Source organism: Bacillus sp. MT(2024) (assembly GCF_036362845.1).
Classification (GTDB): Bacteria; Bacillota; Bacilli; order Bacillales; family Bacillaceae; genus Bacillus; species Bacillus velezensis.
In genome coordinates this window covers 1,685,597-1,698,234 of record NZ_CP143632.1, presented here as the reverse complement: position 1 = coordinate 1,698,234, position 12,638 = coordinate 1,685,597, and the positions used below count along the sequence as shown (strand labels likewise).

Annotated in this window: 13 protein-coding genes and 1 pseudogene; 2 read left to right on the top strand and 12 right to left on the bottom strand. The window is 44.2% G+C overall.

Going from position 1 to position 12,638, the window contains the following annotated elements:
• Window positions 1–8 precede the first annotated feature (8 nt).
• The 8 genes from VP472_RS08555 to VP472_RS08520 form a co-directional block, all read right to left on the bottom strand.
• Window positions 9–758, bottom strand: coding sequence for a polyketide synthase (locus VP472_RS08555; protein WP_003154094.1), 750 nt, complete (start codon window positions 756–758; stop codon window positions 9–11).
• Between the two features lie 9 nt (window positions 759–767).
• Window positions 768–1,541 carry an enoyl-CoA hydratase/isomerase gene (locus VP472_RS08550; RefSeq protein ID WP_060674185.1) on the bottom strand — a complete coding sequence of 258 codons (774 nt, stop codon included), beginning with the start codon at window positions 1,539–1,541 and terminating at the stop codon, window positions 768–770.
• Window positions 1,538–2,800, bottom strand: coding sequence for a hydroxymethylglutaryl-CoA synthase family protein (locus VP472_RS08545; protein WP_032857383.1), 1,263 nt, complete (start codon window positions 2,798–2,800; stop codon window positions 1,538–1,540). The genes VP472_RS08550 and VP472_RS08545 overlap by 4 nt, the downstream gene beginning before the upstream one ends.
• Before the next feature lie 51 nt (window positions 2,801–2,851).
• Window positions 2,852–3,100 (bottom strand): acyl carrier protein, encoded by a 249-nt coding sequence (locus VP472_RS08540; RefSeq protein ID WP_017417810.1) that lies wholly within the window; start codon window positions 3,098–3,100, stop codon window positions 2,852–2,854.
• A gap of 65 nt (window positions 3,101–3,165) precedes the next feature.
• Window positions 3,166–5,406: an ACP S-malonyltransferase gene (gene fabD / locus VP472_RS08535; RefSeq protein WP_146276804.1), complete on the bottom strand. Its 2,241-nt coding sequence runs from the start codon at window positions 5,404–5,406 to the stop codon at window positions 3,166–3,168.
• A gap of 1 nt (window position 5,407) precedes the next feature.
• Window positions 5,408–6,382: an acyltransferase domain-containing protein gene (locus VP472_RS08530; RefSeq protein ID WP_003154101.1), complete on the bottom strand. Its 975-nt coding sequence runs from the start codon at window positions 6,380–6,382 to the stop codon at window positions 5,408–5,410.
• Between the two features lie 136 nt (window positions 6,383–6,518).
• Complete coding sequence (gene fabD, locus VP472_RS08525) at window positions 6,519–7,388, bottom strand: ACP S-malonyltransferase (RefSeq protein WP_146276802.1); 870 nt, start codon at window positions 7,386–7,388, stop codon at window positions 6,519–6,521.
• Between the two features lie 314 nt (window positions 7,389–7,702).
• Window positions 7,703–8,380: an MBL fold metallo-hydrolase gene (locus tag VP472_RS08520; RefSeq protein WP_041482114.1), complete on the bottom strand. Its 678-nt coding sequence runs from the start codon at window positions 8,378–8,380 to the stop codon at window positions 7,703–7,705.
• A gap of 632 nt (window positions 8,381–9,012) precedes the next feature.
• On the opposite strand from VP472_RS08520, the gene VP472_RS08515 reads away from it, so the two are divergent.
• Window positions 9,013–9,222 (top strand): hypothetical protein, encoded by a 210-nt coding sequence (locus VP472_RS08515; RefSeq protein ID WP_077722217.1) that lies wholly within the window; start codon window positions 9,013–9,015, stop codon window positions 9,220–9,222.
• Between the two features lie 285 nt (window positions 9,223–9,507).
• Here the strand turns inward: VP472_RS08515 and VP472_RS08510 are convergent.
• The 4 genes and pseudogenes from VP472_RS08510 to VP472_RS08495 form a co-directional block, all read right to left on the bottom strand.
• Window positions 9,508–9,693, bottom strand: a pseudogene (locus VP472_RS08510) (phage terminase small subunit P27 family); the annotation flags it as partial.
• 227 nt (window positions 9,694–9,920) lie between these two features.
• Window positions 9,921–10,286: an HNH endonuclease gene (locus VP472_RS08505; RefSeq protein WP_146276800.1), complete on the bottom strand. Its 366-nt coding sequence runs from the start codon at window positions 10,284–10,286 to the stop codon at window positions 9,921–9,923.
• A 69-nt stretch (window positions 10,287–10,355) separates the two neighbouring features.
• Window positions 10,356–10,892, bottom strand: coding sequence for a hypothetical protein (locus VP472_RS08500; RefSeq protein ID WP_225979752.1), 537 nt, complete (start codon window positions 10,890–10,892; stop codon window positions 10,356–10,358).
• The gene (locus tag VP472_RS08495) at window positions 10,889–11,206 is read right to left on the bottom strand and encodes a hypothetical protein (protein WP_077722215.1); all 318 of its coding nucleotides are present in this window, start codon (window positions 11,204–11,206) and stop codon (window positions 10,889–10,891) included. Before VP472_RS08495 ends, VP472_RS08500 begins: the two co-directional genes overlap by 4 nt.
• A gap of 300 nt (window positions 11,207–11,506) precedes the next feature.
• On the opposite strand from VP472_RS08495, the gene VP472_RS08490 reads away from it, so the two are divergent.
• Window positions 11,507–12,265 (top strand): DUF4393 domain-containing protein, encoded by a 759-nt coding sequence (locus VP472_RS08490; RefSeq protein WP_077722214.1) that lies wholly within the window; start codon window positions 11,507–11,509, stop codon window positions 12,263–12,265.
• Window positions 12,266–12,638 lie beyond the last annotated feature (373 nt).

Sequence of the window (12,638 nt, the reverse complement as noted above, 5' to 3'; positions counted from 1 at the left end):
TGTATGTCTTATACTCCGTACATCGTCGTGATTCGTTTTTTCACTTCATCATCATGAAACGTCTCATCGTGCATGATTAACTCCTTCTCAATGACAGCCGGAAGCTGCTCGCGGAACGGCGTCACCAAGTGCCTTTTCAATGTAATTAAAGAGTTTCTCGGTTTTTCCGCAAGCTCACGGGCCAATTCCTGCGCATAGTCTAATACTTCCTGCCGTGGAAGCACCGGAAATGGCACCCCTCTTTTCTCCAGATCACCGCCGCGGTAGTGGCCGCCGTTTAACAGCATTTCATGGCCGAGGCTTGCCCCAAGCTTCTCCGGAACGATAAAAGTAGCCCCCATTCCGGGGGTGAAACCGTATTTCATAAAGTTTGCGGTATACACACTTTCTTTGCTTAAAATGACAAAATCACTGAAAAGCCCCATGACAAACCCGCCTCCGATTCCGTGGCCCTGCATGGCGGAAATGACGGGGATATCACATTCCAGCGCCAAAGAGTACATGCGGTCTTCCGTAAACTTCGTGATGCCCTGCTGAATCCTGAGCAGACCTTCCTGTGTGCCTCCGGAAGCAAAGTAATGGCCGTATCCTGTTAAAATCACAGCTTTATAGACTGACGATTTTTTTATACGGGTGAATGCTTCCATCAATCCATCCGTCAGTTCTTTGGAGAAGGCGTTTTTATGGGCTTTATCCTGCATTGTCACTTGGATAATATCCGGTTCAATTTCGAGCAGTTCAACTGCGGCGTTCGGCATGATATCCTCCTAACTGTTCTCCGTTTCCCAAGGAAGCCGCCCCGTTTCTGCATAACGGAAAATGGCTGATTGGTTATCCGGATCTGAAAACATCGCTTGATTTTCGGCTAGAGCAATGGATTTCGAACGATGAACAAGGTCGTTTAAGGAATCCATGTATTTTTTATAGCGGATGACTGCTTTTTTCGACAGCGGGCGAAGACGCAGCAAATGCTTTCTCAGCTCTGTTGCTGAGTCCGGGACGCATACGTCACAAAGTCCCCATTCAAGCGCCTGGCGCGCCGGCACGGGCTTTGTCATAATCGTCATATAATGCGCCTTTTGAAATCCGATTCTTTGAATTAAAAACGGCAGAACGCAGGCTGGATAAAGTCCGAATAACAGTTCAGATAAACTGAACGAAGCACTCTCCTCTGCAATGACGATATCGCACGCGGCGGCAAAACCGACACCTCCCGCATTTACTTTTCCGCGGACGCGGGCGATTGTGATGTACGGCCCGGATTTTAATGCCAGCCACAAACGGTAAAGCGGCTCCTGCGATTCCGCATGCTGCATTCCCTGCCTCATTTTTCGGTACATCTCATCAAAATCCGCCCCGAAACAAAATACTTCCGGCTGCCCTTCAAGCACTACGGAGGTCACGGAGTCCTCACATTCAGAAAGAACGTGCAGGCATTCCTCCACTAAACGCTCATTAATCGTATTGTTGGCTTCAGGCCGATCAAAGGTGATGAAGCAGACATTTTGCTGAAAACGGACGTTGATCGTCTCATAGGTCACGGGATCCACCTGTATTTCCGATGAAATTCCGTGATTTCTTCCAAATATAAACGAGGGCTCCCTGCATGATGGTCTAAAATGTTCGGAATCATATTCATATCCAATTTGACATTCCGGGTTCCGAACTTCACCAGACCGCTGCCTTTAAACAGTTCTTCATACTCTTCCATGGACAGCCTGTATCTGTTGTTCAGATGCTCTTCTATTTTGAAAGAATGCTGCCGCGTTTGTCCTTCAGGCGTCACAACGCCGCTGTAAAATTCTGAACAGCATCCGGAGCCGTACGAGAAACAGCCGATCCGCTTAGAAGTGTCGAATGCCCCTTGGTCAATCGTGCTTGCAAGAGCCAGTAAAGAGGCTGCCCCCATAATGTTTCCGACTCTTTGGCAGTAGCGGAGCCCCGGCTCTACCCTGGTTTGAAAATCCTGTTCGATCTCAGCGTTTTTCGCTTTTGCAAGCTTGCGCATCATCGTCCGGTGAGCTCCTTTGACCATACCGCCAAACGGTGTATGGAAGGCAAGATAGTGAAACGTCTCTTTATAGTCAGCGCCCGGCACACGGTTTTTGTACTCGCGAAATGTCTGTTCACAGCAATCGAGATAAGACATCAATGACAAGTCGGCGTCACCGGCTTCACTGTCCGGGATCGGACGGCATGTATCCATCACCTCATAGCCGTAATAGCCGTTGGCGCCCGCATCCGCCTGAAATACAATTGGATTTTCACCGATCAATAAGGCGACGGCACCCGCTCCGGCGCTCGGTTCGGCGTAAGACCAATCCTCGCTTAACGCATCGCCGCCTTCGGCAATTAAAAACCGGGAAATATCCGTCGCGACGACAAGCGCCTTCGCTCCGGGGGATGTCTGCGACAAAATAAAGTTAAGCGCCATCTGCAAACCCGCCGTTCCTGAATAACAGGCCTGCTTCAGTTCAAATAAACGGCAGTTCCGGTTGAGACCTAAGTAATCATGAATATATGTACTGAGTGATTTTCCGAAGTCAATGCCGGACTCCGAGCAGGTAATCAGCAGCTCGATTCTGTCTTTTTCAGCCTCTGTCAATCGGTCGATAATCGGCTTTGCCGCGTTAACGCCGAATGTGACGGGGTCTTCGTACGGAAGCGCCACCGCTTTTTCTTTCATCAGTAAATTCTCAAATCTGGCAGGGTCTAAGTTTCTGTACTCCGCCAGCTGCATGACATCAAGGTATGCCGTCCCGCCAAACACATTTATCGCTTCTATTCCGGCAGCCGCCATGAACTTCGCCTCCAATATGAATTTTGAGTTTCCGATTTTTTCACCGTTTTATCAGACAGCCTGTACCTTTTCATAAAGCTTTGCCGCCAATTCGCCGATGTTTGACACTCCCGTCAGCTCAACACGCGGGATCTGCAGTGATAATTCTTCAAGCATCATCGTGATAATTTCGGCGCGGTCCACTGAGTCCGCCCCCAGATCAACTAACCGGTCTTCCTGTGAAAGCTGTTCGCCTTCTAAATCAGGCAAAACCTCGTAGATTGTGTTCTGCAGCAATTCAAAGATTCTTTCTTCACTCATTGTCAGTTCCTCCCTGTTTCATCTTTTATGAATATTCCATGTTTTCAATCTATCATTTCGTCTTGTCAACACGTTTGCAGAAATGAGCCTAACTTCTGATTCAAAAGCGAGGCCGTCTCTTCCATAAGACGAAGGCCGATACCATCGGCATGGCGGTTTTTCCAGGACTCCAGCTCCGTACCTTTCACCCATTGATTAAAGGCGCCTAATGCCGGGCCGCAATGAATCTGGAAGTCTACCTTGGCATCCGGGTCTCCTTTAATCGCCGAAGCAGAGCTTTGCCTGAAATACCATTTGAATATGAGCGCCATTTTCTGTTTCGGATTCCGTTCGGCTTTTGAAATGTCTTCATTCGAATAATGAGCCTTCACTTTGTCATAAATACTGCTTACACTTGCCTTAAAATACTTCTCTTCTATTTGTCTGAGTGTCTTTTCATCAATTTCTTCAATTGAGCGGTGACGCTGATACAGTTCATGCAGCTTAGAGGCCCGGGTCGGAAAGAACAGCCCTTTCTTTAATACCTGCACCTTGCTGCCTGATTCAAACATATCGCCGGCCGGCGCGTAGGCCGTGTCCTGTACATTCATCTGCTGCAGGAGATCCTTTACAAGGCCGCTCGTCGCTGCTTCAACGGTGCATTGGTTAATGGATCCGGTCACAATAAAATCAGCGCCGAGCATAAATGCGGCCATGGCAGCCTCGGGCGTCCCGATTCCCCCTGCGGCTCCGATGCGGACGGTTTTGCCGTATCGGTATTTTTTCATCATGTCATCTCGTAAACGGATGATCGCCGGCATGAGACTGTAAGCAACTCCGCCGTCAGTGTGGCCGCCTGAATCAGCCTCTACGCAGATGTCATGCGCAACGGGTATTTCTCTCATCAGACTTGCTTCTTCAGCGGTAATTTTGTTTTCGGCTGCAAGTTTCTGCAGAATGTGATCAGGCGCCGGGCTGAGAAATGCTTCCGCTACTTCCGGACGGGACAGCTTGGCGATAATCCGCTGACGCGCTATTATTTGTCCGCCGGCACCGCGTTTTAACCCCTTAGCGCGAAACCTTACTAAAGCGGGAGTAACCGTTAAAAATGCTGATGCTTCCAAGTTCTGAACCCTATGCTTCAGTAAAAGATCAATCATTTTTTCTTCTGAATCTGTATGCTTCATGTTATGTACAACATTAATACCGAAGGAACCGCCGTCACGAAGCTCATGCTGAATTGACAAAATGGCGTCCTCAACGTGCGCGATGTTCAAACCGCCCGTTCCGAAAAAGCCCATCATTCCTTTTTCGGCCAGTTTGACGACCATTTCCTTCGAAGAAATTCCGCGGTACATGCCGCCGGCCAAGTAGGCGTATTTCAATTGATAATCGCGCTTAAACTCTTCATTTCCTAAAGACGCCGCCGTAATTGAACTTTTTCCAGCCTCAGCCGGGACTTTGATTTCATCTGTTATCGGCTCCGCTTCAGCCGTAATTCTTTGAATCAGCCCTGTCAGCACTTTTCCGGGACCGATTTCCTCAAAACTCATGTTCTTTCTTCCCATTAAGAAACGGATACTGTCTGTCCAGTTCACCGATCCCGTTATTTGTCCGGTGAGTGTCTCTTTCAGCTCGGTCTGCTCATATGGTCTTGCCGTCACATTTGAAATGACCGGGATGGACAGCGGCTTAAAATGGAAAGTTTCAATAAACCGTGAAAATTCCTCCTTCGCTTCCATCATATATCTGGAATGAAAGGCGCCGCTGACATTTAAGCGGTGAACCATTTTCACGCCGTTTACGGCTTCAAAAACGGATGCGGCTTTTTCAATATCTTCTTTATATCCGGAAATGACAATTTGCTGCGGTGTGTTCATGTTGGCGATATCAATCATATGCAAGTGATACTCTTTTAAAACGTCCGTCACCTGCTCATGAGTCAGGCCGATCACCGCTGCCATGCCGCCTTCTTTGGCGCGGCTCATCAGTTCGCCCCTTTTTCTGACCAGCTGTAAGCCTTCTTCAAAATCAAAGGCGCCCGAGGCGTATAACGCGTTATATTCGCCTAAACTGTGTCCGGCGGTAAAATCCGGTTTCAAGCCGGTTTCTTCTGTTTTTTTCAAATAACTGAGGGCATTGACGACATAGAGCGCCGGCTGAGTGAATTGAGTCTGATTGAGACGTTCTCCGTCCCGGCACAGCTCCTGAATAGAATATCCGAGAATATGATCGGCCTTTGCGGTTAATTCAGGATAGCGGCCGAACAGGTCCTCTCCCATCCCTATTTTTTGCGAGCCTTGGCCTGGAAAAACAAAGCTGATCATCTTACAGTCTCCTTCCGGGCGGTGATAAAATACTGTCTTCTATTTGCTGCAAATGGGTTTGTTCTTTATGAAACGGCGTCATAATGGCACGGATGCGTTCAGCCGATCCTGCGGGAAGAATCTGTTTGGCAAATGCGGCCAACGTTCCGGAAGGCCCGGCATCGATATACAATCCTTTTTGGCGGCTGTCTGCGAATTGAAGCGCTTCGCGGAATCGAATCGGCTTTCTTACAATATCCCAGAAAAAGTCCGCTTGTATATCGGTCTCAGCCTCTCCGGTCGCACTGGAGATGTACGGTATAAACGGAGTCCGGATTGATTTCTGAGCTAAAAAACGCTTGTACGGCTGTTCCGCCTGATCAACCAGCGCTGAGTGAAACCCGTAAGATACCGGCAATAGCTGATGAGGAATCTGCTTCTCTCTCAGATCGTCCATGATCTTTTTGATATGTTCCCGCTCTCCCGAGATGACAAAGTGAGAATGATAGTTTACAGATGCCAATTCACTATGTTCGCCGAGCAGCGGATCATCTTGATATAAAGCCGGATCACCCAGTATCGCAAGCATGCTGCCGTTACGGCAAGTTTCCGTAATGATTCGGGCCTGTTCCAGCACGCAATCCAAAGCATCCTCGGCGCTCAGCACACCCGACACAGCGGCCGCTGCATACTCTCCGAGGCTTGCTCCGATCACATAATCGGGACGTATGCCTCTTTGCTCCAAAGCATATGCAAGTGCGTACTCAGCCATAAAAATGGCAGGATGGCTGAAAAGAAGGCGGTCAAATGGATCAGACAGACGATTGCCTGTATGATAAACCTCTTTCAGGACAGAGTAACCGAAACGGCTGACTGCAAAATCGTCCAAGTCAAGCATTTTCTGCCGAAAAGCGGCGTTATGTGCAAACAGCTCTTTCCCCATTTGATAGTATTGGGAACCCTGTCCAGAAAACATGAAAACAATTGGCTGGTTCATTTGTTCTCCTTTTTGCTCTTTATTTTTTTAAAATATTGATTTGTACGTTTTTCGTGATGTCGTGTGCAGGTGAAGTGGTCGTGATGTTGTATGGCTGGCACTATTGTGTGAGATAAGAATTTTGACTTGCGTTCCGCTACATGGCGGGTGAAGCTTCAGTTTCTTTTTTGATGCGGTGAATAAGTCCTGTCAGCACATGGCCCGGGCCGACTTCTTCAAATTCCATCCGCCCTTTGTCCAGCAGATAGCGGATGCTGTCGTTCCATCGCACTGAGTGGTCGATCTGATCGGCCAGAACGGAGTGGATTCCGTCTTGCTCATAAGGTCTGGCATGCACATTAGAAATGACAGGAATTGATATAGCAGAAAAATGAAATGACTGTAAAAATTTTTCGAACTCTTGTTTTGCTTCGCTCATATATCTCGAGTGAAAAGCGCCGCTGACGTTTAACGGATGAAACATCGTAACGTCTTTTAATCCTTCGAATACGCTTTTGGCTCTTTCAATGTCTTCTTTGCGTCCGGATATGACAACTTGGTGAGGAGAATTCATATTGGCAATATCAATCGTATGTAATCCGTTCGTTTGAAGGGCGTCTGACACTTGAGCTGCAGTTAACCCCATAACGGCGGCCATTTTTCCGTCAGTGGCCATACTCATTAATTCGCCTCTTTTACGGACAAGCTGAAGGCCGGTAATAAAATCAAAAGCACCTGCTGCAAACAGCGCATTATATTCTCCCAAACTGTGGCCGGCCACATAATCCGGCTTTATGTCATTATCTTGGATTTTTTTCAAATAGCTTAACGCGTTTACAACATATAAAGCAGGCTGGGTGAACTGCGTCTTGTGAAGGTTGGAATACGGATTCTCAAGACAAAGCCGTTTCATGGAATATCCGAGTGTTTCATCAGCCTGCTCCGTTAAGTCTTTAAATTCATCAAACAATGAGCTCCCCATTCCCTGTTTTTGAGAACCTTGTCCGGGGAATAAGTATGTGATCATTTTCTCAGCCATCCTTTCTCGGATTCAGTTAAGAAGCATGTTCAAGTTGATAGTAACTTCACAAAAATACCATGTCAAGTTAATTTATCCTATGCAAACTCCTGAATAATGCCTATTTTTCCCTGCCAGAAGGCGGACTCAGGGCTTTTGGAACAGACGTAAGCAGAATGTCCCATTCGGCCTGCCCGGCGCTTTTATCCGCAAACTACCGTTACTCAGCCATTCATCACCAAAAAGCGAGCAATGACTATCATTTCATTTCAGAAGTTCCGTACCCCAAAAGAAAAACTAGTTATATAGAACCAAATTATACGCTACTTAAAATGAAACAGCCCTTTTTGATTTTTTCTGTTGCGGAAATTCACGAAATGTTCTTTTTTTTCAATCTGAAAGTAAATATTGTTTTTCAAAAGACTCTCCATTTTTTGACCCGGCTTCTCCCCGAAGGAGTGCCCCGGATACACACGCACATGCGGCGGAATAGAGGCTTTGATCCTCTGTATACTGTGAAACATATCTTCAGCTGAGCTGCCCCTGTCCTCACATATACCGCACCCTTCTGTAAACACGGTGTCACCGGTAAAAAGGTGATCAGATAGCAAATAGCACATTCCCCCGGCCGTATGTCCCGGGGTCAATATACTTCTGATGATAAACCCTCCGGCTGCAAAGGTTTGTCCGTCTTCAAGCGCTATTAAGTTTCTGCACCGGAATTGATAGAAATCGATTTCTGCCGACGATATGTATATATCAGAATGATAGATTTGCTGAAGCGGCTCCGCCAAGTTTACATGGTCATAATGCGAATGTGTTAATAAAATAGCTGATAAATCAACATCCAATTCATGCAGTTTATCGGTTATTTTATCGATTTCCCAGGACGGGTCCACCGCTATCGCAGATTTTTTTGAGCGGTCTGCGATAATATAACAATAGTTGGACCACATCTGGTGATAAGTTTTGATTTGATGCACTTCATATGTATGATCCATTGTCACCATTCCCATTTAAAAGATCCGGGCAGACTGCTGCCGCCGCCCAGCCGACTGTAACCACTTTACCAGATGGCACCACGTTTTTCCATGGATTTTCCGGTAAAGTTAAAAAAACTTTCTGCTCCCGCCAAAAGCACCAGTCTGGGCCATTTTTACAAATTGCTATGCTGATATATCAGGAAATCAGGATGTTCATTTAGATGAATTCTTTAGGTAATTTTATTCAGAAAATGAAGGATGGTATATTTCAATCCTTTTCTTCAAGCTAAACTAAACCCCTACGGCGGCTTCCTCAAAATATATCAGAATACATTAGCTCCTTACACCGAATTTCAATGTTATGTTTATGAGTTGGCATTAACACACAATTCGAATTAGAAAGATACGACGTAATTCACACACAAGATGTTGTTTCTTCACTTTCTTTTGCCAGAATACAGTCCAAAACTTAGAACGCCGGAGCATTCTCCCCTGAGTAATCTTTTATGCTAGAGTAAAGCATCTTCTGGACCAAACGGCACGTACGCCGCTTGATGGATTACTTAAACTCTTATGTTTCCTCTTTAAACGGGACTATTGTTGGTGATTATCAAATTTAACCTGTGTTAAACTTTAGACGGGAGGTAATTATGGAAAATAAAAGAAACGCTGAACCGAGCCCAAAAGCTATAAGAATTCTAACTTACATCATTCCTATAATTTTAATAGGGCTTATCCTTGTCCTTAAGAATATTAACACCGCCGCAGCGGAAATTTCATTTTATATTGTTGCTGTCGGTGTAGTTCTCTTAGTGGTTTTCAGTTTGATCAAAAATAGAAAAAACCGCAGGAAGAACTAAATGTAAGGGGGCTAATTACTAGTCCCCTTTGACTCTTTTAGATTGTCAGCTCACCAAATTCCATTCTGATTTAAATTCTTCCCCCATCTCCCTGTGAATTTGTAAAAGCAGGTACTCATGATAATCATGTAGCCCTTTAAGAGATTTTTCACGAGTAACATTCAGATTTTCAGGAATGGGTTTCTTCATTATTTCACTATTAATTGACGATATAGACGATCACACCAAACACGGCATTCTGAGCTGTCAAACCAAATGCTGTCCATAAACAATGTTTATATCGCATAAAGCAGCAACTCGTTTGAATTCTTTTTTTCCGACTTTATCCAACCACGGTGGCGGTTTTATATTATCGGATCGCATTTTCAGCTTTTTCTCGTGCTCAGCCCGGGCGGCCAGCTCTTCCGTATTCTTTTTATTTGGGTTGCCCTGTATCAATTGAAGCGTGGCGGATTTTGCAGGCCTCGGCATGTTCTCACCTCATTTCATGTCAAAAAAATTGCATTTTTCACTTGTTTTTTTCACCAATCGTGATACGATGAAATCAACAACAAAACCAGTCGTACCAAGCCCTCTCGGCAAATTTGCTGAGGGGGCTTTCTGCTGTTTCCGGAACTTTGAAAAGCGGTGTTTGTTTGCAGAAGGGGGATCGCCGTTCTCCGTTCGTTTCCCTTCCAGAGATTTGTTAGGGGGGAGGGTCACTTGCCCTTACTGCCGTGAGCCTTGTTATGACAGGCATTACACAAGCTTTCAAGGTTCTTTATGTCCAATCGTTTCGACCAATCTTGCTTTACTTCCACAATATGATGCACCATGTCAGCCGGAGTGAAGCAATGATCTTTCAAACAATGCTGACAGAGATAATTGTCTCGTATCAAAGCAAGTTGTCTTGTTCGTTTCCATTCAGTTGATTTATAAAAACTTGTTATTGTTTTGTTTCTTGAATGTTTGTTGTAATGTTTTGTTTCTTCTTGTTGCTGTGTCTTGTGTGTATCGCAGTACCGGTTACGGGTGAGGCTGGAACACCCGCGGGCAGCGCATATCCTTAGAGGTTTAAGAGGCATGATGCCTTATCCTTTGTAACCTTTATATTCATTGTTATTCCTCCTCAAAGATTTAATAGAAAGAAAACATCACTTGAGCCTTTTTTCATTTATGCTTATTGCACCTAGGTTATGGCTAATTGGTCTTACTGATCCATCTTCTCTATGAGCAACAATGTCAATATAAATCGGTTTGATCCCATACTCATCCCCAGTAAGATAAGAGAAATCTACACGGACTTTATTCTTTATTTCTTCGCCTTTATATAAAACACGCGGAACGGAAGTAATGTCATCAAGCTCAATCTGTAGCAAAGGCGTTGCTTTCGATGTCTTTAAAGGTTCTGGTTCTTTGTGATTTAGCACTCCTTCCGAGACACAACTGCCAATTATCGGCCCACCAATATATTCAACAGCTTCTGTCTCGCCTTTAGCAGGAGAAAAAGTCTTCGCTTCTATAAACGTTTCATTAACAATATTGGAGTCTTCAACTTCAATTATTGCAAGGTCTAACCCTCCATCAAGAATTACGATGCCTGTTTTAATTGCCTTTTCAATTTCCATGCGCATTTTTTCTTTTGCTCTTCTATCAAGAGGTACATCCGTTTTAACAACTGGAATTTTCAAGTCTGTTCATCCTCCTTCATATTCTTTCCATGTATAGTTGCGAATTCCTGACCATCACAAAAAAGTGTTTCAGTAGCATCTGTTTGATCTTCCTTCAGTAACTCCAGTCTTTCGTCACGATTAGAAGTTTTTGCCCAATTATTGAATTCCTGAATTCCTATATTCACGCGTTCCAGATGCAACTGCTTTTGTTTCTCGTTCAATTCGATTTTCCTTTTACTGATTTCAATGTCATAATTAATCTGTTTTAAAAGAAGCTCTTGCTCAGTGCACCACGCTTTAAATTGATCAACATATAAATTGTCTTCAGACATGGTTAATCCCTCCAATAGAAAAAGCGCCCTCCCGATTGGAAAGCGCTTGATATATTCTTTCTAAACTGCCCTCGCGCTCAAGCCGCCGTTAACCGCTAATAGTCTAACCTGAGATTTACCGGACGCAGTTTACAGAGAACATAAAAAACACCCTGAAGAATGCTATTCTTTATGACTTGCCCTAAAGCTACTGTCAGCCAAAATCCTGCAAGAAAAATAAACCATGATGTTAGAAAAGGATGATTGTATATTGTTTCCACGAGACTTTCCTCCTATACTAGTATAAGGGGGGATTAAAAAATGGGTATTCTACCAAAGTTTATTGATAATGCTGCCGGCAAACCAGCGCAGGCAGTAGGTGACACATTAACGGATTTATGGAAATTAGGAATTGGCAATCACGTGTCACTATGGTCTAGGAAACAAGAATTTCGCCATAAGCAAAATTTTGAGGACTATGTTTATAAGGTGCAAAATAAAACTCAAGTTATTCCTGAGGAGTTTCTTAAAGAACCAGAACTCAATATAGTAGGACCTGCTATAGAAGCTTCAAAGTTCTATATTGATTCAGAACAACTACGAGAAATGTTTGCCAACCTTATTTCTTCTACTATAGATAGTAGAAAATTTTCCAAAGTTCATCCTTCATTTGTAGAGATAATCAAACAGTTATCGCCATTAGATGCAGCCATCTTGATAAACTTTAAACAATTTCAACAACTTCCAGCAATAAGAGTTGACGCGTCTAAAAATGATGCAGGTACTTATGTTGTTATTCAACAACATATTTTGAATTTTAAAGATCAAGTTGATTATAAAGCTCAAGCTTCATCAATATCTAATCTCCAAAGAGTAGGTTTATTAGCTGTTGATTATTCAGTACGATCCGGGAATCCAGAATACTATGATTATATTTCTTCTCATCCTGTGCTTGAAGAAGCTAACCAGAGATTGATTGAAATAAGAGATGTTGATCCAGAGTTTACTAAGCTTGATTTTAAAAAAGGAATCTGTACCAAAACACCTCTATGTGAAGATTTTATAGAAATTTGTTTATAGTTGAACTGGGGAGCAGCTTGTTAACTACTCCCCCTCCTGTTTATTCATCCGTATCACATCGAATTTTTTCCGCAGAGAAATCTTTTTCATTCTTCGGCATTTCTTTAGTTTGTATATACAACGAGAACACCTCCGTATTTTAATCGTTATCAGATGTCTTCGTAGTAGGTAAATTCGACATACGATCCAATTTTCGAACCCAGTGTCGGTTCTTTGATCCGCAGCCCTTGCAAGTTACGTCGAAGTTTTCGAAACCTTTTGACGGTGTTCCAATGCTGCTCATTATTATCCCTCCTCAACAAAAAGCGACCCCGCTCATCAGCAGTGCCGCTCCCTTGATTTATTACCTACTACCATAATACCTTATCTAAAA